At 37.1% G+C, this 23302-nt stretch carries 24 protein-coding genes; 11 read left to right on the top strand and 13 right to left on the bottom strand.

The genetic code is table 11. The features are described 5' to 3' along the window. The first annotated feature begins 134 nt into the window (after window positions 1–134). The 5 genes from G7B18_RS08670 to G7B18_RS08650 all read left to right on the top strand — a co-directional run bounded on the left by G7B18_RS08670 (window position 135) and on the right by G7B18_RS08650 (window position 5204). The gene (locus tag G7B18_RS08670; RefSeq protein ID WP_164108581.1) at window positions 135–1760 is read left to right on the top strand and encodes a S8 family peptidase; all 1626 of its coding nucleotides are present in this window, start codon (window positions 135–137) and stop codon (window positions 1758–1760) included. 74 nt (window positions 1761–1834) lie between these two features. After that, entirely contained in the window at window positions 1835–2020 is a 186-nt protein-coding gene (locus G7B18_RS08665) for a hypothetical protein (protein ID WP_164108582.1), read from the top strand. 71 nt (window positions 2021–2091) lie between these two features. Next, window positions 2092–2766, top strand: a complete 675-nt coding sequence (nth, locus tag G7B18_RS08660) for an endonuclease III (RefSeq protein WP_164108583.1) — start codon at window positions 2092–2094, stop codon at window positions 2764–2766. A 95-nt stretch (window positions 2767–2861) separates the two neighbouring features. Then, on the top strand, window positions 2862–3884 hold the full coding sequence (gene recA, locus G7B18_RS08655; RefSeq protein ID WP_164108584.1) for a recombinase RecA: 1023 nt from the start codon (window positions 2862–2864) through the stop codon (window positions 3882–3884). A gap of 138 nt (window positions 3885–4022) precedes the next feature. Continuing rightward, complete coding sequence (locus tag G7B18_RS08650; RefSeq protein ID WP_164108585.1) at window positions 4023–5204, top strand: metallophosphoesterase family protein; 1182 nt, start codon at window positions 4023–4025, stop codon at window positions 5202–5204. 63 nt (window positions 5205–5267) lie between these two features. On the opposite strand, the gene pruA is transcribed toward G7B18_RS08650, so the two are convergent. The 6 genes from pruA to G7B18_RS08620 all read right to left on the bottom strand — a co-directional run bounded on the left by pruA (window position 5268) and on the right by G7B18_RS08620 (window position 9823). Next, on the bottom strand, window positions 5268–6905 hold the full coding sequence (pruA, locus tag G7B18_RS08645; protein WP_164122370.1) for an L-glutamate gamma-semialdehyde dehydrogenase: 1638 nt from the start codon (window positions 6903–6905) through the stop codon (window positions 5268–5270). 208 nt (window positions 6906–7113) lie between these two features. Continuing rightward, window positions 7114–7983, bottom strand: coding sequence for a helix-turn-helix domain-containing protein (locus G7B18_RS08640; RefSeq protein ID WP_164108587.1), 870 nt, complete (start codon window positions 7981–7983; stop codon window positions 7114–7116). Between the two features lie 105 nt (window positions 7984–8088). Continuing rightward, a complete protein-coding gene (locus G7B18_RS08635) occupies window positions 8089–8697 on the bottom strand; it encodes a superoxide dismutase (RefSeq protein WP_164108588.1) in 609 nt (202 codons plus the stop codon). 89 nt (window positions 8698–8786) lie between these two features. After that, window positions 8787–9257: a nucleoside deaminase gene (locus G7B18_RS08630; protein ID WP_164122369.1), complete on the bottom strand. Its 471-nt coding sequence runs from the start codon at window positions 9255–9257 to the stop codon at window positions 8787–8789. 3 nt (window positions 9258–9260) lie between these two features. Further along, the gene (locus G7B18_RS08625) at window positions 9261–9608 is read right to left on the bottom strand and encodes a tRNA-binding protein (protein WP_164122368.1); all 348 of its coding nucleotides are present in this window, start codon (window positions 9606–9608) and stop codon (window positions 9261–9263) included. Continuing rightward, a complete protein-coding gene (locus tag G7B18_RS08620; protein ID WP_079645095.1) occupies window positions 9608–9823 on the bottom strand; it encodes a hypothetical protein in 216 nt (71 codons plus the stop codon). Before G7B18_RS08620 ends, G7B18_RS08625 begins: the two co-directional genes overlap by 1 nt. 111 nt (window positions 9824–9934) lie before the next feature. Between G7B18_RS08620 and G7B18_RS08615 the strand changes: the two genes are divergently transcribed. The 5 genes from G7B18_RS08615 (at window position 9935) to G7B18_RS08595 (ending at window position 15128) form a co-directional block, all read left to right on the top strand. Further along, the gene (locus G7B18_RS08615) at window positions 9935–10537 is read left to right on the top strand and encodes a porin family protein (protein WP_164122367.1); all 603 of its coding nucleotides are present in this window, start codon (window positions 9935–9937) and stop codon (window positions 10535–10537) included. 310 nt (window positions 10538–10847) lie between these two features. Then, window positions 10848–11633: a succinate dehydrogenase cytochrome b subunit gene (locus G7B18_RS08610; RefSeq protein WP_079645097.1), complete on the top strand. Its 786-nt coding sequence runs from the start codon at window positions 10848–10850 to the stop codon at window positions 11631–11633. A 23-nt stretch (window positions 11634–11656) separates the two neighbouring features. Then, window positions 11657–13591, top strand: coding sequence for a fumarate reductase/succinate dehydrogenase flavoprotein subunit (locus G7B18_RS08605; RefSeq protein ID WP_164108593.1), 1935 nt, complete (start codon window positions 11657–11659; stop codon window positions 13589–13591). Window positions 13592–13678: 87 nt separating this feature from the next. Beyond that, window positions 13679–14452, top strand: coding sequence for a succinate dehydrogenase/fumarate reductase iron-sulfur subunit (locus G7B18_RS08600; RefSeq protein WP_205600169.1), 774 nt, complete (start codon window positions 13679–13681; stop codon window positions 14450–14452). Window positions 14453–14660: 208 nt separating this feature from the next. Then, the gene (locus G7B18_RS08595; protein WP_079644987.1) at window positions 14661–15128 is read left to right on the top strand and encodes a response regulator; all 468 of its coding nucleotides are present in this window, start codon (window positions 14661–14663) and stop codon (window positions 15126–15128) included. Window positions 15129–15144: 16 nt separating this feature from the next. On the opposite strand, the gene G7B18_RS08590 is transcribed toward G7B18_RS08595, so the two are convergent. The 4 genes from G7B18_RS08590 to G7B18_RS08575 all read right to left on the bottom strand — a co-directional run bounded on the left by G7B18_RS08590 (window position 15145) and on the right by G7B18_RS08575 (window position 20425). Next, complete coding sequence (locus G7B18_RS08590) at window positions 15145–16230, bottom strand: sensor histidine kinase (RefSeq protein ID WP_164108594.1); 1086 nt, start codon at window positions 16228–16230, stop codon at window positions 15145–15147. An 82-nt stretch (window positions 16231–16312) separates the two neighbouring features. After that, the gene (locus G7B18_RS19210; RefSeq protein WP_164108595.1) at window positions 16313–18472 is read right to left on the bottom strand and encodes a 7TM diverse intracellular signaling domain-containing protein; all 2160 of its coding nucleotides are present in this window, start codon (window positions 18470–18472) and stop codon (window positions 16313–16315) included. Window positions 18473–18508: 36 nt separating this feature from the next. Next, window positions 18509–19591: a ThiF family adenylyltransferase gene (locus G7B18_RS08580; protein WP_164108596.1), complete on the bottom strand. Its 1083-nt coding sequence runs from the start codon at window positions 19589–19591 to the stop codon at window positions 18509–18511. Window positions 19592–19612: 21 nt separating this feature from the next. Further along, window positions 19613–20425, bottom strand: coding sequence for a hypothetical protein (locus G7B18_RS08575; protein ID WP_164108597.1), 813 nt, complete (start codon window positions 20423–20425; stop codon window positions 19613–19615). Window positions 20426–20663: 238 nt separating this feature from the next. Here G7B18_RS08575 and G7B18_RS08570 point away from each other — a divergent pair, with 238 nt between their 5' ends. Continuing rightward, window positions 20664–20915, top strand: coding sequence for a hypothetical protein (locus G7B18_RS08570; protein ID WP_164122366.1), 252 nt, complete (start codon window positions 20664–20666; stop codon window positions 20913–20915). 14 nt (window positions 20916–20929) lie between these two features. Here the strand turns inward: G7B18_RS08570 and G7B18_RS08565 are convergent, their stop codons facing one another. The 3 genes from G7B18_RS08565 to G7B18_RS08555 all read right to left on the bottom strand — a co-directional run bounded on the left by G7B18_RS08565 (window position 20930) and on the right by G7B18_RS08555 (window position 23251). Beyond that, on the bottom strand, window positions 20930–21736 hold the full coding sequence (locus G7B18_RS08565; RefSeq protein WP_164108599.1) for a suppressor of fused domain protein: 807 nt from the start codon (window positions 21734–21736) through the stop codon (window positions 20930–20932). A 7-nt stretch (window positions 21737–21743) separates the two neighbouring features. Next, window positions 21744–22175, bottom strand: coding sequence for an energy transducer TonB (locus G7B18_RS08560; protein ID WP_164108600.1), 432 nt, complete (start codon window positions 22173–22175; stop codon window positions 21744–21746). Between the two features lie 92 nt (window positions 22176–22267). Further along, window positions 22268–23251: a hypothetical protein gene (locus tag G7B18_RS08555; RefSeq protein ID WP_164108601.1), complete on the bottom strand. Its 984-nt coding sequence runs from the start codon at window positions 23249–23251 to the stop codon at window positions 22268–22270. Window positions 23252–23302 lie beyond the last annotated feature (51 nt).

Here is a 23302-nt window from a genome sequence, read left to right as displayed (position 1 = left end):
GTTATAATTGACGAATAGAATTTAAAAATACAAAAACTCTGCAATTATTAAGTTACAATACTTATTTTACATAGATTTAACTATTTTGACACAGCTCCTAGCATTATATTTGCAATTGAAACAAAAAACAAACTATGCATAAGACAAAATTATTCATTGCCCTGTTGGGTATTAGTATACTTCCTTATTCTGGATTCTCTCAGGACAAGAAGGATAAGGCCCCCGCAAACTGGTACAATCTAGATTACAAGACTGACGGCATTTTTGGCATCAGTACCGAAAGAGCTTATGAATTATTAAAAGGGCAAAAATCTACACCGGTGATTGTTGCTGTAATCGATGGCGGTGTAGATGTAAAACATGAAGATCTTAAGGAAGTATTATGGATCAATAAAAAAGACGCCAATACAAATGGCAAAGACGATGATGGAAATGGATATATTGATGACAAATACGGCTGGAATTTTATAGGAAATGCCAATGGTGAGAATGTGAACTATGACAACCTAGAAGTTACTCGTCTAATTCGCAAATTTGAACCAAAGTACATATCAATCCTTCCAAGCACGCGTCTTTCTGAAGCTGAAAGAAGAGAGTTTGTTGCCTACCAAAAAATGATCTCGGATTATACCAGTAAAATGGACGAAGCTCAATTCGGCGATTTAAACTATGGCCGACTTAAACAAAGTATTGACAAAGTCATTGCTAAAATCGGGAAAGAACCTAAGGATATTACAAAAGAAGATTTAGACAACTTCAAGACAGAAAATGATCAGCAAAAACTCGCTATTCGTATCGCCAAAAAAGAGGTAGAAGGAGCTGGTTTCGAAAAATTCTATAAAGATATTGAAGAAGCTACTGATTACTTTGGCGCTCAAGTCAAATATCACTTGAATAAAGACTATGATTCAAGATCCATTATTGGTGACAATTACAATGATGCAACAGAACGCAATTACGGCAATCCAGATGTAAAAGGCCCGGATGCAGAACACGGCACCCACGTAGCTGGAATCATAGGAGCCAAAAGGAACAATAATATTGGTATCAACGGTGTTGCAGATAATGTAGAAATTATGTCTATTCGCGTCGTACCTAATGGGGATGAAAGAGATAAGGATGTTGCAAATGGAATTCGCTACGCTGTCGATAATGGCGCTAGAATCATAAACATGAGCTTTGGTAAAGGATACTATTACAATAAGAAAACAGTAGATGATGCTATTCGCTATGCTATGGAAAAGGATGTACTATTGGTTCATGCGGCAGGAAACGACGGAAAAAATATTGATATCACACCAAACTATCCGAACAAATACTATACAGATAGCCTTAATGCGATAACTGGAGAAGCTAAGGGATGGATTACTGTCGGTGCCACCTCATGGAAAATGGATAGCGATCTTCTGGCAGACTTTTCGAATTACGGATATAAATCCGTTGACGTATTCGCTCCTGGTGTAGCTATAAACTCAACAATGCCAGAGAATCAATACAAAGAACAACAAGGTACAAGTATGGCAGCCCCTGTTGTATCTGGACTCGCTGCTATCCTTCGATCCTACTACCCACAATTAAGTGCTGAAGAGGTTAAAGATGTAATTCTCAAATCTGTTACGAAGGTGGATCAAAAGGTGAAGGTAAAACAAGACGGATCCAGTAAAAAGGTATATCTAGACGAAATATCTGTAAGTGGAGGAATAGTAAATGCATATAATGCTGTTGTAGAAGCAAATAAGAAAATTTCTAGCAAAAAGTAAAAAAATGTTAAATTTTCTATAATAATAATTCCTATTTTGCGTTTTACTACTAAACAACAATAAATAAGACGCTTATGGTTGAAAATTCTACTACAATTTATGAAGAAGCTTACAACAGCGATTTAAAGGAAGTGATAACTGAAGCAGAAGTAAATTTCGAGACAAAGATTAAAAATGGTATCCAAAGTCTAGCAAAAGAACCTTCTCAAAATGTTATAGACAACATTCTCGCCTACTCAAAAACCTTTGTAAGCAAGTAAACAACAAAGTCTCTAAAAGTTTAGAGACTTTGTTGTTTCTACAGTATCCGGCAAAATGAGTATCTTTGTTTATGTTAAAAAAAGACCGCTATAAAGCCTTTGTAGAATATTTTTCAACACACAATCCAGATGCTCAAACGGAACTTCACTATGGAAACCCCTATGAACTTTTGGTAGCCGTGATTTTATCCGCTCAATGTACCGATAAAAGAATCAATCAAGTCACTCCAGCCCTTTTTAATCGCTTTCCAGATCCAGAGTCTCTAGCCGCTAGTAGTCAGGATGAGGTATTTAGTTATATTAGATCTGTAAGCTATCCAAATAATAAAGCGAAACACCTAGTAGGTATGGCTCAAAAGTTGTTAGTTGATTTTAAGGGTATTGTCCCTGAAAAAGTAGAAGATCTAGTAAAGCTACCGGGAGTAGGTCGTAAGACGGCTAATGTAATATCATCGGTTGTCTATAACAATCCTTCTATGGCCGTTGACACCCATGTGTTTCGAGTCAGCAACAGACTCGGTTTGACCAGCAATGCTACAACCCCTTTGGCCGTTGAGAAACAGCTAGTTAAATATCTACCTCAGGAGACAATAGCAATAGCACACCACTGGCTTATTCTACACGGCCGATATATTTGTCTTGCAAGAACGCCAAAATGCGAGCAATGCCCTATCACCTACTTTTGCAAATACTTTGAAAAAACGAAAAAAGCAAAACCTATTGATAAAAAAACAATGAATCTATAAAATATTAACACGAATAGCGATAAACTAATTATTTTAGCAAAAAAATTGCATTTAAAAAATAAAGGTTATATATTTGACATAACAATACTAAAAACATGAGTAACGCAGACAAACTAAAAGCACTACAGCTTACCTTAGATAAGTTAGAAAAATCTTACGGAAAAGGTACTATCATGAAATTAGGCGATTCAGCAGTTGAACCCATCGAAGCTATTTCTACAGGTTCATTGGGCCTAGATATTGCCTTAGGTATTGGAGGGGTTCCCAAAGGTCGTATTATCGAAATATATGGTCCTGAATCTTCCGGAAAAACAACTTTGGCCACACACATTGTAGCAGAAGCACAGAAAAAAGGAGGAATCGCAGCAATAATCGATGCGGAGCATGCATTTGATAAATATTACGCACAAAAGTTAGGCGTCGATGTAGAGAACCTTTTAATCTCTCAACCAGACAATGGTGAACAGGCGCTAGAAATTGCAGACAACCTTATACGCTCTGGAGCTATAGATGTAATCGTGATTGACTCTGTTGCAGCCTTAGTACCTAAAGGAGAGATAGAAGGTGAAATGGGAGAATCTAAGATGGGACTTCAAGCTCGCCTCATGTCTCAAGCATTGCGTAAGCTTACAGGTACTATTTCTAAAACAAACTGTTGTTGTATTTTTATTAACCAATTACGCGAAAAAATTGGCGTAATGTTTGGTAATCCAGAGACAACAACAGGGGGTAATGCACTAAAATTCTATGCATCAGTCCGTTTAGACATCCGCCGCACATCTCAAATTAAAGATTCGGATGAAGTATCAGGAAACAGAGTAAAAGTAAAAATTGTTAAAAATAAAGTAGCTCCTCCTTTCCGTATCGCAGAGTTTGATATTATGTTTGGAGAAGGAATTTCCAAAGTAGGAGAGATTATCGACTTGGGTGTCGAATATAACATTATAAAAAAATCAGGTTCTTGGTTTAGCTACGGTGACACTAAGTTAGGACAAGGTCGTGATGCTGTTAAGAACCTTTTATTCGATAATCCAGATTTAATGGACGAGCTTGAGTCAAAAATAAGAGCAGAAGTAACAGGTGAGACTGTAGATCAATCAGCCTTATTAGAAGAATAATATCACTTACTTAAATAAGAGATAAAAGGGAGCGTTTAAGTAAGCTCCCTTTTCTATTTGTTAACTGCAACAACTCTATTACTTATGCAAAAATCCTCCTATTTTATGTACTTTAGCTAGGAACAACCTTAACTTATTATGGCAATTGATAGAAGATTTTTCCTAAAGACTGTCGGAGCTATTGGTCTTAGCACAACAATTAAGACGACTTCTGCGTATACGGAAAATCAACAAAAGAATGATTTTTCATTATCCTGTCCTCCCTATCTTCAAAACTTTGATTCCGAAAATGTCACAATCTGTGCATTTTTTAACAAACCTTGCTTGGCCTGGGTCGAGCTCTTGGATGATAATGGCAATTCTTATAGCTCCATTTATCAGACAGAAGATGGCATGCGCAACGCAAATACAGACTTCTTTAAATTTAAAGTCCCTCATTTAGGCAAAGATTTCAAATATCGTATAGTTGCAAAAGAGATTATCAAATTTGACCCTTATAAAATTGAATATGGCAAAGAGATCGGGACGCAAGCGATAACAACCAAGCTACCTTTCGCAAAAGAAGACGTTCACGTACTCATATTAAACGACATCCATGAGGATGTAAAAAGTTATAAATTACTTTTTGATCGAAGCACTTTACCAAGAAAGGACGCTATCTTATTAAATGGAGACTTATTCCATTATGTCACTCGATCCCAAGAACTAGTTAGTAAACTATTTCAACCCATGAATGACCTTTCTTCATCGCAGACCCCCTTTGTAATGATCAGAGGGAATCACGAAACAAGAGGCTCATTCGCAAGGGATTATAAAAGATATTTCGATTACCCAAACAACAAGTTTTACCAGGCATTCTTATTGGGACCTGTCTTTTGGATTCTCTTAGACGGAGGAGAAGATAAACCAGACAATCATGAGGTATATGCGAACACCGTTGATTATGATACGTATCGGCTCGAACAGAAAGAATGGTTAGCTAAAGTTCTAACATCAAAAGAAAGAAAAAAAGCCAAACATACTCTGGTCCTAAATCATATTCCATTCTTCCATTCCGATGATTGGCATGGCACACTACATAATAGAGAATGTTTTCATGATCTCTTGCAGAAACATAATGTGGACGCATTGATTTCCGGCCACACACATAAATTTGGATTTTACCCTGCGAATACAGATCACAATTATCCAGTTATTATAGGTGGTGGCCCAAAACAAGGTCAACGTACGCTTATTGAAGTATCCGCATCAGGAAAAAAACTAGATGTGAAATTAAAGAAGGAAACTGGAGAACTCATTAATAGCTTCTCAAAAGCTTAAAGTAATGATTAAAAAAAGGCACAATCTGACGATTGTGCCTTTTCTACTAAAACTATCTTGATTTTATTGCTCGTCAGACAAGAATGGATACCTATAATCCGTATCTGGCGTAAAAGTTTCTTTAATTGTACGAGGCGAAACCCAACGTAATAAGTTTATCATCGACCCTGCCTTATCATTTGTACCAGAGCCCCTTGCTCCACCAAATGGTTGTTGGCCTACAACAGCCCCTGTACATTTATCATTTATATAGAAGTTACCAGCAGCATTACGTAATGCATGTGTAGCTTCTTGTGCAGCATACCGATCTTGGGAAATAATCGCACCTGTTAACGCATAAATAGATGTGCTATCTACCAATTTTAACATATCCGACCATTGCTCATCCTCATACACATAAATAGTCAATACTGGTCCAAATAATTCTTCAGATAGTGTTTCATAATCTGGCGTTTTAGCTAGAATGACCGTCGGATGGATAAAATATCCTGTTGACTTATCGTAAGTACCTCCGATGATAACTTCAGCGTCTTTAGACTCTTTTGCTCTATCGATGTAACTCGTAATTTTATCAAACGACTTCTCGTCAATCACAGCATTGATAAAATTACTGAAATCTTCTGTCCCTCCGATCTTGAAAGATTTAATATCTCTTTCCATTAACCCTTTTAGATCATTCCAAAGGGATTGTGGAATATATGCTCTAGATGCAGCAGAACATTTTTGTCCTTGGAACTCAAACGCACCACGAATCAATGCTGTATTCAACACATCTAAGTCAGCTGACGAATGTGCAACGATAAAATCTTTTCCACCAGTCTCACCAACAATACGTGGATAGGTTTTATACAAATGGATATTTTCACCAATAGTCTTCCAGATATCTTGAAATACTCCTGTTGATCCTGTAAAATGTATACCTGCAAAATCTGGGTGTTTAAAAATCACATCACCAGCATCAGGTCCAGAAACATACACCAAATTGATAACGCCATCAGGAAGTCCGGCTTCTTTGAAAATCTGCATAAGCACATTCGCCGAATAGATCTGTGTATTGGAAGGCTTCCAAACGACTACATTTCCCATCATCGCTACTGATGTTGGCAAATTACCAGCAATTGCCGTAAAGTTAAAAGGTGTCAACGCAAAAACGAACCCCTCTAAAGGACGTTGCTCAACACGATTCCATACCCCTTTGCTGTTTGCTGGCGGTTGTTGTTGATAGATCTCAGACATATATTTCACGTTGAAACGTAAAAAGTCTACGATTTCACACGCCGAATCAATCTCTGCTTGATAAGGATTTTTGGATTGCCCTAACATTGTAGCTGCGTTGAGCTTATAACGATATTTAGTAGCGATCAACTCGGCCGCTTTCAAAAATACCGCAGCACGTTGTTCCCAAGGTAAGTTTTCCCAATCTTCCTTAGCAGATAAAGCCACCTGGATAGCCTCTTTAACATGTTCTTTGGTACCTTGAGAATAATATCCCAAAATATGTTTATGATCGTGTGGAGGAGTCAATTTAACTTTTTTCTCCGTACGAACTTCTTTATCACCGATGTACATAGGAACGTCAATTTCTTGCGCTCTTGCATCATTGATAGCCTGACGTAATAAAGCTCTTTCCTTAGTGCCTGGTGCGTATGAATATACCGGTTCGTTAATAGGAGCCGGAACATTAAAAAATCCCTTTAACATAATTTTATTTTATTTATTATAACTGTAAAATAACGAAATATATCCCTGAATTTATAATCTTCAATTGTCCATAAATAAACATATTCTATCCAAAAAGAAGACTCCATGAATTTAAAAAAAAACAAAACATCTTCCAAAAGCAACTATAAATCAATAGTATACATCAAAAATAAAAATCACAAAAGCCAATTACCGACTGCAATTTTTGTTATACTTCTACCGTATGCTGTGCTATATACTTTCGTGGAGACATCTTGGTAATAGACTTAAAAACGCGATTAAAATGGACAACATTATTAAATCCCGATTGAAAAGCTGCTTCTGCTATATGTTCCGATTTATTATCAATCAAAATCTGGCAGGCCTTCTCAATTCGTACCTCGTTCAAAAAGCTTATATATGTTTTTCTTGTATGCTTCTTAAAAAATTTACAAAATGATGTCGCCGTCATATGTACAATTGAGGCTACCTGCTCGACGGTGATATCTTCATTATAATGATCAAAAGTATACTTGTAGACCTGACTAATCCGTGCACCATCCTTATCAGAGTAAGTTACGTTTCGAACGCCAGAATAAAGTGACGAAGCCTCCCCCTTATGAAAAGCCAATGCATAAAGTAAAGAAAGAAACTCTGTAAAACGCGGCATAGATGTCTTGACCATCAAATTAGTAAAATAATGCATCATTGACTCAGAAACGCTTCGATCTACGCGTTTACTTGTATCTAACTCTAACAAATAATCTTTAACACTCTCGAACTCTGGAATATGATAAAGCTTTCTCATCCGCTCTAGATTAACAAAAATATGAATAGCGTGAATATCAACAATCTCCTCTTCACACTCCATATCTCGATCAAACATGTGGGGTTCATTTGGCTTTAAAACAAAGATATCTCCAGACTGAAAAGACTGTAAAATATTCCCCACCATAATTGTCCCTTTACCTTTAAGTATATAGGTTATCTGCGCTTCATCATGACGATGATAATAATTGTAGAAGTTTTCCTTTTTGTCCTCCATAACAGCGAAAACGCCTTCACCGTACACAGAAACTGTAAATTGAATTGGCTTCATATACCTAACCTTAATCGCTACTTACTTTTGCAACATATGCTTGGTAAATAAAAAGCGACAATGGAATTCCATGTCGCTTTTTATTAAACCCGTTAAAACTCAGTACTATTTAGCGGCCGCGTAGTTTTTAGCAACAGCATCCCAATTTACGACATTGAAAACAGCTTCCAAATAGGCTGGACGTTTATTTTGATATTTCAAATAATAAGCATGCTCCCATACATCAATTCCAAAAATAGGAGTTCCTTTCACTTCCGCAATATCCATCAAAGGATTATCTTGATTTGGAGTCGAGGTTACTGCTAATTTACCATCAGCACCAACAATTAACCAAGACCATCCAGAACCGAAACGCGTAGCACCAGCCTCTTGTAATTTCTTCTTCAACTCATCAAAAGAACCGAATGCTTCATTAATAGCTGTAGCTAACTCACCTTTAGGTTCTCCACCAGCGTTAGCACCTAAAACAGACCAAAAAAGTCTATGGTTATAGTGCCCCCCACCGTTGTTACGAACAGCAGGAGAATACTTACTAACATTTTTCAAGATATCTTCCAACGATTCGTTTTCTGCATCAGTGCCTGCAATCGCTTTATTCAAATTATCAACATATGCTTGATGATGGCGATCATGATGAATCTCCATTGTTTCTTTATCAATATGAGGTTCCAATGCGTCATTTGCGTATGGTAACGCTTCTAATTCAAATGCCATAGTTACTTATTTTAATTAAATTATCAAGTTTATTTTAATACCACGAATATAACAAAACACTTTAGCTAATGTTTCATAATAATGCCATTTTATCGCTTAGCCCGAAAAAAAGACCGCATTAACTCGCCACACTCCTCCTCTAAAATCCCTCCGATAATCTGTGTTTTAGGATGAATAGCATAAGGAGCCACTGTCTTATATCCTCTCTTCTCGTCCTTGGCACCATATACGATTCTAGACACTTGTGTCCAATAGGATGCTCCGGCACACATTACACATGGCTCTACAGTAACATACAATATACAGTCCTTCAAGTATTTGCCCCCTAAAAAATTAGCAGCAGCGGTAAATGCCTGCATTTCCGCATGCGCAGTCACATCGTTCAACCGTTCAGTCAGGTTATACCCTCGTCCTATAATTTTATTTTGCGCAACAATTATAGCACCAATAGGCACTTCATCTTCTTCAAAGGCTTTTTGGGCCAACCGAAGTGCCTCACGCATAAACATTTCATCCGTATTTACTTCGGCTGTTGTATCTTCGAAATTATAAATACGCATATATTACATCAATCTAGCGCCGTTTGGCAATGGGCGTTCTACAGCCGTGAGCACTATATCCCCATTTTCATTGGGAAGCCCTGTTACTAAACACTCCGACATAAACTTACCGATTTGCTTACGGGGGAAATTCACAACAGCGATAACTTGTTTACCCACTAATTCATCTTTGGTATACAGTTTAGTTATTTGCGCGCTAGACTTGCGCATCCCTATTTCGGACCCGAAATCGATAAACAATTGATAAGCAAGCCTCCTAGCCTCAGGAAAGTCGTTAACCTCAAGGATAGTGCCTACACGTAGATCAACCTTCTCGAAATCCGACCAATTTATTTCATTACTTTCTGACATTACAACCTATTACTTGAAAGATCTTCTAATTGCTTAGATATTGTAAATACAACATAATCTTTTGTCCTTTTTAAACGCTTCGCTAAACGCTCGACCAGCTGCTCTTCCTCTCCTGGCGCATAATATAAATCATCATCAGTCAAATGATTATATTTACGACTCAATTTAATTTTAGCTACTTGCCAATCTTGTTCGTTAATTTTGATACTGCTCATAATTGTGGTATTAAAATTGCATATATTTACAACGACTGAAATGTCGTCTGTAACATAAAACACGTTTTAAACTATAGTATATTAAAACAAATCTACATAAATAAATCAACGATGAAAAAGTTTTTACCTTCATTACTTCTATTATTCTCTGGTGCTACTGTGGCCCAAGCACAAGTACTGCCTAGTTTTGAAATCGGACTAAAAGGTGCCTTAAACTACTCAAAATTAAAAGAGGAGAGTTTTTTCAATTCGGAAAACAAAGCTGGTTATCAAGCGGGTCTATATTCCCGTATCGGGGTTTTAGGTTTCCACGTACAACCAGAAATATATATCACTGGCAAAAACACGAAATTTACAACGACTGAAGCTCAAGAAGTGACAACGGGCGAGCTAAAGTTTACCAGTATTGATATTCCAGTTTTATTAGGCAAAAGATTTGGATTAGGACCAATCGGGGCTAGAATCCAAACAGGCCCCGTATTCTCGTTCATTACAAATGACAATGGTGACAATAAAATCAAAGAAGCCTTAAATTTTTCCGAGTACAAAAAGAGTTCTACAGCATGGGCTTTCGGTGCCGGAGTAGACATTTCTAGCCTCCGGGTTGATCTCCGCTATGAATTAGGTCTGAACGACATCGCCAAAGGAAGTGGTGAAGCTCAAAAAATCAACATGTGGAGTATCGGTTTGGGTTACCGTTTGTTCAAAATCTAGTTTAAGTCATAGCACTTAATCTTATAAATTATTACAAATCGGTCGGGACATATAAAGGATGTCCCGACCAATTTTATTAAAAGCCCTCCGTAAAGCCCTCCGTATTATCCCCAAAAACATCGATAGGGCATATGAACATCGGCAAACAACAAACACTGGTTTTAGCGAAAATTGAAGATCTAGAAATAAAAATCATTCAATACGAAAGATTTAGAACAATTCTAAATTAATGCTATTTAATGGATTTAAAGTCATTTTTATAAATGAATTAGATATTTTTGCGATATTAAAATCTATAAAAAAAAGGATAATGAGTAGTAAATCAAAGCCACTATTGACTTCTTCTCTGGGAAAGAAACTCATCATGAGCTTAACCGGACTATTTTTATGTTCGTTCTTAGTAGTTCACCTGATTGGTAACTTACAGTTGTTTAAGGATGATCAAGGCTATGCATTCAACAATTATGCGTACTTCATGACGCACTTCACCCCTATTAAAGTAGTTTCCTATTTACTTTACGCATCTATTATCATCCATGCTGTTTATGCTTTAATTTTAACGCTAGGCAACAAAGCAGCACGACCAATCGGTTACAACCAAGGTAGTGGAAATGTAAGTAGTAAGTGGAATTCTAGAAATATGGGGATATTAGGCACTGTAATTCTTGTTTTCTTAGCAACACACATGCAGCAATTCTGGTTCCAATACAAATTTGGCACTACGCCTTATGTAGAGTATAATACAGAAATGTCTACTGGAAATCGTCAAATTATCGCTTCTGATGCCATTCCAAGTGATTATGATGGTTATAAAATCTTCGTAAACAATGGTATCGAGACTATTCAAACTAAAGATTTGTACAAACAAGTAGCCTATACTTTTCAAAATCCTTTCATTGTATTATTGTATGTGATAGCAATGGCTGCCTTAGCGTTTCACATGATCCACGGATTCCAATCTGCGTTTCAAACATTAGGCTTCAATCACAGAAGGTACATCGGATTCATCAAAGGACTTGGGATCTGGGTATTTGGGGTTATTATCCCTCTCGCTTTTGCAGCAATGCCTTTGTATTTCTATTTTAAAAGTTTGTAATATCGAATTAATAGTATTAAGATATGTTAGATTCAAAAGTACCAGCAGGCCCATTAGCCGAAAAATGGTCAAAACATAAATTCAACATGAAACTGGTTAACCCAGCCAACAAACGCAAATTTACTATTATCGTTGTTGGAACAGGTTTGGCCGGAGCCTCAGCAGCTGCTTCTCTAGCAGAATTGGGCTACAATGTAAAAACATTTTGTTATCAAGATTCTCCTCGTCGCGCACACTCTATCGCAGCTCAAGGAGGTATCAACGCAGCAAAAAACTATCAAAATGATGGTGACTCGGTTTATCGTTTATTCTATGATACCATTAAAGGAGGAGATTACCGTGCCCGTGAAGCGAATGTGTATCGTTTAGCAGAAGTTTCTGTTAATATTATAGATCAATGTGTAGCTCAAGGTGTACCTTTTGCTCGCGAATATGGAGGCTTATTAGATAACCGTTCATTTGGTGGAGCGCAAGTATCTCGTACTTTCTACGCTCGTGGTCAAACAGGACAACAATTGTTACTTGGTGCTTACTCTGCATTGAACCGTCAAATCCAAAAAGGCAAAGTACAATCTTACACTCGTCACGAGATGTTGGATATTGTCAAAATTGATGGACAAGCCAAAGGTATCATTACAAGAGATATGGTATCCGGCAAAATAGAGTCGCACGAAGGGCATGCGGTACTATTATGTACAGGTGGGTACGGAAACGTATTCTTCTTATCTACAAACGCTATGGGCTGTAACGTAACAGCAGCTTGGAGAGCACACAAACGTGGTGCTTTCTTTGCCAATCCATGTTATACACAGATTCACCCAACTTGTATTCCTGTAACCGGTGACCACCAGTCAAAATTGACTTTGATGTCAGAGTCATTACGTAATGATGGTCGTGTATGGGTTCCTAAGACACAAGAAATGTCAGCTAAAATCCGTAAAGGAGAATTGAAACCGGCTGATGTTAAAGAGGACGATAGAGATTACTTCCTAGAACGTAAATACCCATCATTTGGTAACTTAGTTCCTCGCGACGTAGCTTCCCGTAATGCTAAAGAAGCCGTTGATGATGGACGTGGTGTCGGTAAAACAGGATTTGCTGTTTACTTAGATTTCAAGGATGCCATTGCTCGCTTAGGAGAAGATACGGTACGTGCCAAGTATGGTAACTTGTTTGACATGTATGCTAAAATCACAGATGAAAATCCATACAAACAACCTATGCGTATTTACCCTGCAGTACACTATACTATGGGTGGTGTTTGGGTTGATTATAATTTAATGACTACCATACCAGGGCTCTATTGTTTAGGTGAAGCAAACTTCTCGGATCACGGTGCTAACCGCCTAGGGGCTTCTGCTTTGATGCAAGGATTATCCGATGGTTACTTCGTTATCCCTTACACTGTTGGAGACTACTTGGCTAACTTAGGAAGCTTTGCTCCTGTAGACAAAAATCACCCGGCTTTTGAGCAAACGCGTAAAGATGTAGAAGATAATATTAAGAAATTATTAGCACTACGCGGTACCAAAACAGTCGATGATATACACAAAGAGTTAGGTCTTATCATGTGGGAATACTGTGGTATGGCTCGTACAGCTGAAGGCTTGACTAAAGCTAAAGGATTAATCCAGGATTTGAAAAAAGAATTCTGGTCTAATGCTAATGTATTAGGAGAAAACGAAGAGATGAATTTGTCTTTAGAAAAAGCTGGTCGTGTTGCTGACTTTATCGAATTAGGAGAATTGATGGTCGATGACGCCTTGAATCGCAACGAATCATGCGGTGGACACTTCCGTCTGGAGTCACAAACTGAAGAAGGTGAAGCCAAACGTAATGATGAAGAATACGCTTATGTAGCTGCATGGGAATACAAAGGAGAAGGACAAGCGGAAGTACTTCACAAAGAAGAGTTAGTATTCGAAAATGTTAAGTTAACACAAAGAAGTTATAAATAGATTGGAGAAAAAAAACAAGAGACATCATAGTTCTATAAGATCTAACATCTCTTGTCTGAAATCTAAAATCTAAAATCATATACAGATATGAGTAATCACATGAATTTAACGCTTAAAGTTTGGCGTCAAAAAAATGATAAATCAACAGGTCAATTCGTGACTATCCAAGCAAAAGACATCGCAGATGATATGTCTTTCTTAGAAATGCTAGATATTGTCAATGACGATTTGACTCGTAAGGGAGAAGACCCGATATATTTTGATCACGATTGCCGTGAAGGAATCTGTGGTATGTGTTCATTAGTAATCAACGGTCGTCCTCATGGACCTAATCAAGGGACTACCACCTGTCAATTACACATGCGTAGCTTCCATGACGGACAGACTATCGTTATCGAGCCTTGGAGAGCTGCTGCATTTCCTGTACTTAAGGATTTAGCGGTTGACCGTACAGCTTTCGATCGTATTCAACAAGCAGGAGGATATGTCAACGTTAATACAGGCGGCGTACCAGATGCCAATATTATCCCTATACCTAAGCGTATTGCAGATGAGGCATTTGAATCGGCAACTTGTATTGGTTGCGGAGCCTGTGTAGCTGCATGTAAAAATGCTTCAGCAATGCTATTCGTTTCAGCAAAAGTTTCTCAATTTGCCTTGTTACCGCAGGGACAAACAGAACGTTATGAGCGTGCTCAAGCGATGGTAGATCAAATGGACGCAGAAGGCTTCGGTAGCTGCACAAATACAGGAGCTTGTGAAGCTGAGTGCCCTGTTGGTATAAAATTAACGAACATTGCTAGATTAAATAGAGAGTACCTTGGTGCAAAAATATTTAGACAAGAAGATGTACACAACTAGTCCTTAACATAAGGTTTAGCTAAACACGAAGAGGTTGCCTTGTATAGGCAACCTCTTCGTGTTTAGAAACTTATCACTCTTATTTACATTTTTTTAACATGGAGATAAAACAAACGATAATCAGCTATTTGATTCTTACAATACTTTTCATTACTTTGTATATCAAAGAGATTCCTCTAATCTAGGCGGGATCGTATGCGTTAAAACTATGGAAAACAAAAACAAGATCACAGTATTGTATGTAGATGATGAGGAAAATAACTTGGTTTCCTTTAAGGCTACTTTTCGGTTAAAATATAAAGTATTTACAGCAATCAACGGACCTACTGCTATCGATATTGTGAAGAAAAATCACATCGATATTATTATCACTGACCAGCGCATGCCCGAAATGACCGGTGTTGCATTGTTAGAAGAGATTATCAAAATAAATCCAGATCCAATGCGTATTTTATTAACAGGTTATGCTGATATGAGCGCCGTTGTGGATGCTGTTAATAAAGGAAAAATTTACCATTATCTCAGTAAACCTTGGAGTGAAGAAGAATTAGATGAAACCATACAGCGGGCGTATGAAATATATGCAGAGCGTAAAGACGTATTAGAAACCTATTCTAAACTAGAAGTATCTAACGAGCAGTTAGAATTCCTTTTACGTCAAAAACTACTATCCTAAGTAAGAGTGAAAACTCTTACTTGTTGGGAATTGACACTTTAAAGGAAGTTCCTTTCCCTAACTCTGACTGTACAGAAATAGTCCCTTGTAGTTTTGACAAAGCATTCTGAACATTGTAAAGACCGAAGCCCATACCCTCGGCCTCATTACTCGCTCTAAAGAAAAGTCTGAATATATCTTTTATGTATTCTTGCGAAATACCAATTCCTGTATCACTTACTTCTATGATAGCGTGATCGTCTTTCACAATCACGGATAAGTCGACCCGCTTATCCAGATTGTCTTTACGTTGATATTTAAAGGCATTGGATAGCAGATTGTGCAAAACGAGCTCAAGAACAGCTAAATCACTTTTAAATGTATCTCTCTGTTCGACAGTCACGTGAAAAGCCACTTGATTGTTCTTCGTGTACATTTTATAAAACTGAGCGATATTATCAAATAATGAATGAAAATCAATATTAGACAGCTCAAGTTCTCCTCGTCTAAGCAAGAAATAATCCCGCAAACTATTAATATAGGCATCCAAACGCATCAAAGATCCTTCCATCAGCCCCAATATCTCATGCATACGTTCAATCTGATCAAAGCCCGCTGCCAACTTTATTGCGGTAAGAATACCTGTCAGCGGCTCACGCAAATCATGACTCACACTATAAGCAAACTTATCCAACTCATGATACGCTTTTTGCAGTTCTTCGTTTCTTATATCTAGCATTGAGGTCGCAATATAAAATTTGTTTGCTTCCTCTATAGATGAGATTATTTCTTCCTGCTGCCAAGGCTTACGAACGAATCTAAAGATATGCCCCTTATTCACCGCATCAACCACAGTTTCCATATCAGCATATGCCGTAAGTAAAATTCTTATAGGTCGAGGAAACTCCGTTCTGATCCGATGTAAAAAGTCAACTCCCAATTCTCCGGGCATACGTTGATCGCAGAATATAACCCGTATATCCGGATGAGCCAGCAAGATTTCTCTAGCTTCTGTCGTATTAGAGGCGGTATGAACCAGATACTGATATCTAAAGTTAGCTTTAAAACCAACTAGGTTATTCACCTCATCATCGATATATAATATCTCTGGAACTTCTTGCATAAATTTGGTAATAAAATAGTGATAACCAAATAACCTTTAAACAAAGTTACGGAAATTTAGGCGATTTAAGCTTAATCTTTTCCTAGACGTCTTGCTTAATAGGAATAACTAATTTAAATAGTGTGCCTTCCCCAACCTCGGATTCAACAATAATTTTGCCCTCATGCTTTGCTATTGTATTGTACGCGATCGACATCCCCAGCCCAGTCCCCTCTCCAACATCTTTTGTTGTAAAGAAAGGTTCAAATATCTTTTCTCGAATATCATTTGGGATGCCTATACCATTATCCATAATGTTAATATAAATAAAAGAATCATCATCGCAAACACCTGTCTCTATTTTAAGCTTTCCACCCGTATCACGATCGTACTTTTTGTTGATCGCATAAATAGCATTTGTCAATATATTTAAGAAAACTTGGTTTAACTTACCAGCGTAACATTCAATTTGCGGAATATCCCCATATATCTTCTCAACCTCTATCCCCTCTTTTATAATACTACCTAAAATAATTAATGTAGACTCTAACCCTTCATTAATATCAGCATATTTCAGTGTGTCTTCATCCACGCGTGAAAAAATCCGAAGACTCTTTACAATTTCAGCTGTACGACTTGCTCCATCATGCATTCCTCTAAGAAGAAAATCAACCTCTGTTTTCAAATAATCAATATCGATATCTTCTTTATATGCTTTGATTTGTGCCTGCTTTTCTTCTGTAGATAGTCCTTCGGCAAATGCTATACGTTCTACTTCATCTAAGGTACCCCAAACCATCTTAATATCCCGTTTTAGGGGAGCTACATTAGAGGTCACAAAATTAATGGGATTATTGATTTCATGCGCTACACCAGCGGTGAGTTGTCCTAAAGAAGCCATTTTTTCTGCTTCTACAAGTTGTGATTGCGTTTCTTTCAGATGCGTCAATGTAGTCTGCAAAGACTCATTAGATTCAGTCAACTCTCTCGTACGCTCATTAACTTTCTGTTCAAGTACAAAGTTTTGTTCGCGAATTAGACGTTCGTTTTCTTGAGAGATTGTCAATTCTCTGGCCTGAGACTCTTCTTTCTCTTTGCGATAGATATTAATTTTATCTCCTAGGGCAAAAGATAAAAGTATAGCTTCAATAACAGAGCCTATCTGTATAGCCCTAAGCGTAAAAAAATTATAAGGCAGTACATTATAATCCTTTAGTACATAAACCAACACACTTAATAAAAAGATACACCAAGCAAATAAAAAGTACTTAGTTTGTCTATATTTTTCGCGCGATAAACGAAATGCCAATATCAATACAATAGTGGACCCGCCACCAGCAACTACATTAACCATTTTATATGCAGGGATCATTACACCACCAATCAAAAGTCCGATTGCTACGACATATCCCACCAAAAATACATTCAGTAAAAAATTGAACTTTGGAGAATCCTTTGCTGTCTGAAGAAATGATTTAACGAAAAAAATTGTAGCAATCCCTGAGAGTGCTCCCGAAAGAGTCAAAATCCTACTCGAAATCCAACTACTCTGTATCCGGAAAAGAGGTTCTAAAAGACCTAAAATAGCGAGCTGTGCAACTGTGACCCAAAAAATATAATTCACATACACGAAATAGTGAGGCTCTTTCGTCGAAAAGTATAGAAATATATTATACAGTATCATGGATAACATTAATCCAATATAAATTGCTGAAAACACATCTGTCTGTAAAAGTGTTTTAAATAGGCCTTTCGCACTATGAACAGAAATAGGAACAGAAAGCTGCGTATTACTAAATAATTTAAGATAACAAGTTATTTCTTCACCTTTATTTAGCGGTATTTCAAACAGGAAAAATTGATGAGGATATTGTAAACTATTTATGTCGCTTTCAGAATTGATATGTACACTGTCAACAATACCATTTCTTACAGAATAAAAAACAACATCATCAATATTTGTTTGGGATAGGTTTATAATTAAATTATTTATATCAGATAAGTTCGTGACAGAAAACCGAATCCAATTATTTACGTCTTCAGCTCCAAGATTAGGAACGGCTTTGTTGCTTTTCTTAAACAAATCCGGTTCTCTTTGTAACTTTTCAAAGGTTAACTGCTTCGTTGGATCCTTAAATATAGAAATATTTTTACCGATATACTCTCCATCATTTTCTTTAAAAAACTTAAATCCCTCAGCAGAGTATGTATATAAAAATGGTATTAAAACCAATAAAGCTAACAGAAAACTCTTATTCTTCATAATTATGTTAGTTTTCGCAAAAGACTGTAGATCAATCTAACCACCTACTATTTGTTCAACATCTAAATAATAACGTCCAGAATTGACATTTCGCCCCAGCAAAATTCTTCGACACACTGCAGTAGTCATTGCTCCTCCTAAAATAACTTCTGAGGCTAATTGAGGCCAAGAAACAATACTTCGTCTCATCTCAGGAATAGACTCTTTCATTTTCGACGAAAGATTTTCGGCGTCTACAATTTGCATCAGATACTTGAGTTTTTCAATATCGCTTAATGTCTTCAATTTTTCTAACGTCAAATCTTGAACAAAGCCGTGCAAAATCGGACGGTTAGGTTCCAAATCGAATCTTTCAATATCTAACATACCACGATCGTTCGTATCCATTACAACAGGTATTCTAGCTTCCTTTGCTCTAAATCTGCTTTCCATTTTCACTTCGAAGCTATCACAAACCTCAACTAGCACATCGATTCCTCCATGCTCGTAAAAAAAACGCTCATAATTATCACTATTTACACCTTCAGGAAAAAGTTCTACTTTTAAGTAAGGGTCTATCTCGGCAATTTCTCTTGCAGCAATAACGACCTTTGGCACTGACAGATTAAATACTCCCGTACGCAATCTATTCATATTGCTTAGATCCAGCGTGTCAAAATCTGCTAATCTCAAAACACCACATATCCGCTCCATAGCGATGGTTAACGCGATAGACTGTCCTACAGATAGACCTATGACACCTATTTTCTTACTTGATAAAACCTTATGCTCTTCTTTAGAAATCTTAAGCTGATTTCTATTTGTTCTTACCTCTATAAATTCATCTTCATCTAAAATATGAACTATTGATTTACGCCAAGAGTAATAAACCCAAACGCCATATTCGTCAAGAGTTTTTTCTTCTAACAACTCTTTAATATACCGTTGCTCATCTTCAAGACTTAATCCCATAGGATAACGACACCGAACTAACTCCTTAAGCTGTCGCTCGATTTCATCATATGTAAAAGCAATCTCACCATCTTCTTGAAGCCTTTTAAATTGGTCTTTATCAGCAACATTTGAAAGCCTAAGAAATAATACTTTATAAGGAAATTTATTATCTAATTCATCAATCATGTTCTCTCGGTAAATAGCTTTTTACATTATTTGAATGTCATCATCATTGATGTCGACTTCTAACGTAGTTCTTTTTTTTGTATTAGCAATAATTTTCTTCAAATCCCACTGGTCCATACCATCCAAATCGAGCTTGTATTGAATTTCGATTTCTTTCGATCTTAAGACTTCTATCCTCACACAGTTTTGATTCTCACGTAGAGCCATAATTGCCTTTTTATCCTCTTCAGATGCAAGATCTAAGGTTTGTACATCGTCGAGAATCATAGTTGTAGCCAAAAGATCTAGTTTAGGATAATAAAAAGTTCCATTATTCCCAACACTTGTTTCTTGTCTATAGCCGACACTCTTCGTTAGACTTATCGTATAGGGCGCACAAAGGGCAAACAAAGATTTAATACCGATTTGCGGTGCTATTGCAATGGCAGCTCTTGTCAAGAAGATACTCCCGATACCATAACCGGCAATCTCCCTTGAATTCCACAGACCACATCCCTCTCCAGTCCCATCTTGCGCATAATCCCAAACAAGATCAAAGATCTTAGCATCCATATTTCCCGTAGCTTCTTCAATAGGGAGTGGCTGAGAACCACCAGCGACATGTATCCGAGCTCCTCCATATACGTTTTCACCATCAAGAGACTCAACGATTAAAACAAAAGCTGCAGGATTGTACATCCAATCATTTTTGGACGAGGTAACTTTCTTTACTCCGATCGCAGTCAAGACGTGCGCATGCCCCTCAATAAAACGTTCACAAGTTTTAGGGTCATCGATAGCACGGAATGCTCTTAATCTAACGACAGGACGATCATCTTTAAATACTAATGCCACGGGAACGGTTATATGTTATTCGATTGAAAACAAAACTAATCAATAAAAATTAAATGTGTTAGATGTTAGACAGAAATATTTTTTTGAGATTGACATTCCAAAACAACTCACCTATTTTTCCTCTATTAAAAGAATCTAAATGGATGAGGAGAGCTACAAAATTCGCTTTTATATTACGACACAATTATATTGCGTGTAAAGGCGAATTTATGTAGGTTTGAACAAAACTTATCAATAAATGGAATTTGACAAAGCAACTCTGGTAAATATAGTTCTCGTAATCCACATGGCTCTCACCGGAATAATGCTGTTCCGTCTTTTTAAATTAAACAGTGCTACCGGTGGACAACTTATAATTACTTTCTTAGCATTAATAATTCCAGTATTGGGTCCTTCAATAATGATTTGGATATTTAATAAAGAGCTTGAAAAAAAATCAAAAAAAAACCTTAATTCAGGTTCAACAAAAAAAACAAAAAAGAAAAAATAATCCGGCAACTTCTATTAAGACACAACACTGGATCTATTTATATCAATGAGTTCAGACACACCAAACTCATCAAATTTGTCTAATAATGCTTCTGTGCCCATTTCAAGCTTAAATTCCATCTCATTCGTGAATAGCGGGATAACAGCGTAAAAATTAATTACCTTTCCATCACGGGCTTTCATACAAAGGAAATCATCTTCAAAAGATAGAAACGGAGGCAATAACAACATACAGCCAAATCCCGTGTTAGCGATAGGTTCAGCATCCATCCCATTCGGTATCGTGTGACCATAACCAAGCCATGTTTTGTACTCATGTGGAAAACGAGCTAACATCTTGAGAAAATACACGGGCCAGTAATTGTTGTTATCTTGAAAATCCTCATCACCAATTTTCCAATCAACAGGCAACACAACCATTAGCTCAGCTCGCTCATACTCTTCCTTATCTTCGATTTCATCAGAAACAGTCATCGGAAAATCACTCATACCTGAGGTGACCAATATATTAAAAGGATATTCTGCAGATGGTTTAATCCAATGCACATCAATATGTACCAAATCAGAAATAATTTCATGGAAAACCATATCCGGTGCCCCAATATATTTAGACAAATGTTGCTCTATTTCTTCCAAATAAACACAGACTACCTCAGGAAATGAAAATCCTCGATCTCCCTCATCGGTATCCTCATAGCGATACACTCTAGATCCACCAGCAGTCACCTCACTTTCGATCGAATTATTTTCGTCTTTATTCTTTTCATTTTCTAGTTCTGCGCCAGAAGAAATAATTCTCTTTACTTTGTTCCAAAAAGACATGCTTTTATTAGTCTAATATAGCCCTTATTGACTGTTTAAATTTTGTACGAACAGGAACACCTTCTTTGGTTGCTGAAATCCATTTCGGAGACCTCTTCATAACCCGTAAAACCTCTTTAGCAAAATCCGGACTTATTTTATCCTTATTAACAACGGTAATATCACATACAGCCCCATCTTCGCAAACTGTGAATTCCAATATTGCTGTTTGTCGTACACCGTAAGTTACATACTCGGTACTATCCATATTTTGGGCTAGATTACTTACATTTAGATTATTCTGCAAGAATCTACTCCAAGCGTTAATACCTCCCTTAAACTGTGGGGCCATATCAATATCAGCCACAATACTTGTATCTTGATACGAATTCAATTTTTTTTCTTTTGCATCCGAAGCTACCCCCCATATACACAGCACAATAATAATTCCAACCCTCATAACTCTACTCTTTGTAGGTTTAAGTTAATAAAACTATTTGAATATCAAAAACAAAAAAAATATCGATTATAAATATGGAGAGTAAGGTCGATTTATCCTTTCGTTAAATTTTCAACATTTTTAAAAACACCGTTTTCATCCGTTAAAAAAGTCATTGGACGCTCCGGATCTTTAATAATTTCGAATAAGGTATGTCCCCATGGCTTCCAGAAGTTTTCTAGCACCTGACCATACGTTTTAACCTGCCAATTATCAAATATTGGTTTCAATGTCCAATCGGTCAAAGGCATCGGTTCTACGAAAACTGCAAGCGGAGTTTCCATATAGGTATATTCCGGCAAACGATTAAACAGATAAGCAGAATAAAAGTAGCGGGCGCATATCTCTTCAAATTGGATTGGGTGGAGCACTTGCCCACCTATATTTTGCAATGCATCCTCGTGATAGATTGCATTAGTCCCATTATCCTGTAGAGTTGCAATAATCGCAAAATCCCCCATACGTAACGAAAAGATCAGCGTATTGATTTCATCTCGGTACAAAAATGTATCTGGGGCATTGTTTACAGGAAACACCCGGATATCGAAAGGGTTTCTATGCTCAAATTCCATAGGGATATACAACGATTGCATCATCGCATGTAGATTCCTAAACTTATGCACCAAGGCTTGAGAAAAATTCATTTCCTCGCCAGTCAACATCGATTGTCTAATTCCGACCTGGATCTCATTAAACACCACACCATACAATATTTTTGAAATCCATTGAAATAGTGTGATCTGATCCAACTGACTAACCGCATCGTATCCCGTCTTCATCGCCTCTTCTACCTCTTTCTCAACTCTCTCGATATGTAAGGAAGCACCTATTGAACATGGCAATTGCAATTTATTATAGGTAATCATACTTTCATCGAGTAATTTGAAAGGCTTTTCTTCCAAATCGAAAGAACGCATCATCCAGACCGGAAAAACCTGGATACGCTCTTCATCAGAGCTCAATGTCTCACCTGTTAAAAAACAGGTGTGTAGATCGAACTTAAAATCTATAAAGGGGTTGTACAGTTTTGTTGTCATAAGCCGCAAAGGTAGAGTTTTACATTTTTAATTTACGACTATACGAAAGGA

It is taken from the genome of Sphingobacterium sp. xlx-130 (assembly GCF_011007405.1).
GTDB lineage: Bacteria > Bacteroidota > Bacteroidia > Sphingobacteriales > Sphingobacteriaceae > Sphingobacterium > Sphingobacterium luzhongxinii.
This window is presented reverse-complemented; position numbering and strand designations above follow the sequence as displayed.

Bases quoted from the DNA above. Each gene is read 5' to 3' on its own strand.
- G7B18_RS19210 (WP_164108595.1), bottom strand. From the start codon at position 18,472: ATGAAGAATAAGAGTTTTCTGTTAGCTTTATTGGTTTTAATACCATTT.
- G7B18_RS08630 (WP_164122369.1), bottom strand. From the start codon at position 9,257: ATGCGTATTTATAATTTCGAAGATACAACAGCCGAAGTAAATACGGAT.
- recA (WP_164108584.1), top strand. From the start codon at position 2,862: ATGAGTAACGCAGACAAACTAAAAGCACTACAGCTTACCTTAGATAAG.
- G7B18_RS08570 (WP_164122366.1), top strand. From the start codon at position 20,664: ATGGAATTTGACAAAGCAACTCTGGTAAATATAGTTCTCGTAATCCAC.
- G7B18_RS08555 (WP_164108601.1), bottom strand. From the start codon at position 23,251: ATGACAACAAAACTGTACAACCCCTTTATAGATTTTAAGTTCGATCTA.
- G7B18_RS08560 (WP_164108600.1), bottom strand. From the start codon at position 22,175: ATGAGGGTTGGAATTATTATTGTGCTGTGTATATGGGGGGTAGCTTCG.
- pruA (WP_164122370.1), bottom strand. From the start codon at position 6,905: ATGTTAAAGGGATTTTTTAATGTTCCGGCTCCTATTAACGAACCGGTA.
- G7B18_RS08670 (WP_164108581.1), top strand. From the start codon at position 135: ATGCATAAGACAAAATTATTCATTGCCCTGTTGGGTATTAGTATACTT.
- G7B18_RS08595 (WP_079644987.1), top strand. From the start codon at position 14,661: ATGGAAAACAAAAACAAGATCACAGTATTGTATGTAGATGATGAGGAA.
- G7B18_RS08605 (WP_164108593.1), top strand. From the start codon at position 11,657: ATGTTAGATTCAAAAGTACCAGCAGGCCCATTAGCCGAAAAATGGTCA.
- G7B18_RS08620 (WP_079645095.1), bottom strand. From the start codon at position 9,823: ATGAGCAGTATCAAAATTAACGAACAAGATTGGCAAGTAGCTAAAATT.
- G7B18_RS08610 (WP_079645097.1), top strand. From the start codon at position 10,848: ATGAGTAGTAAATCAAAGCCACTATTGACTTCTTCTCTGGGAAAGAAA.
- G7B18_RS08615 (WP_164122367.1), top strand. From the start codon at position 9,935: ATGAAAAAGTTTTTACCTTCATTACTTCTATTATTCTCTGGTGCTACT.
- G7B18_RS08625 (WP_164122368.1), bottom strand. From the start codon at position 9,608: ATGTCAGAAAGTAATGAAATAAATTGGTCGGATTTCGAGAAGGTTGAT.
- G7B18_RS08580 (WP_164108596.1), bottom strand. From the start codon at position 19,591: ATGATTGATGAATTAGATAATAAATTTCCTTATAAAGTATTATTTCTT.
- nth (WP_164108583.1), top strand. From the start codon at position 2,092: ATGTTAAAAAAAGACCGCTATAAAGCCTTTGTAGAATATTTTTCAACA.
- G7B18_RS08590 (WP_164108594.1), bottom strand. From the start codon at position 16,230: ATGCAAGAAGTTCCAGAGATATTATATATCGATGATGAGGTGAATAAC.
- G7B18_RS08650 (WP_164108585.1), top strand. From the start codon at position 4,023: ATGGCAATTGATAGAAGATTTTTCCTAAAGACTGTCGGAGCTATTGGT.
- G7B18_RS08665 (WP_164108582.1), top strand. From the start codon at position 1,835: ATGGTTGAAAATTCTACTACAATTTATGAAGAAGCTTACAACAGCGAT.
- G7B18_RS08600 (WP_205600169.1), top strand. From the start codon at position 13,679: ATGAGTAATCACATGAATTTAACGCTTAAAGTTTGGCGTCAAAAAAAT.
- G7B18_RS08640 (WP_164108587.1), bottom strand. From the start codon at position 7,983: ATGAAGCCAATTCAATTTACAGTTTCTGTGTACGGTGAAGGCGTTTTC.
- G7B18_RS08565 (WP_164108599.1), bottom strand. From the start codon at position 21,736: ATGTCTTTTTGGAACAAAGTAAAGAGAATTATTTCTTCTGGCGCAGAA.
- G7B18_RS08635 (WP_164108588.1), bottom strand. From the start codon at position 8,697: ATGGCATTTGAATTAGAAGCGTTACCATACGCAAATGACGCATTGGAA.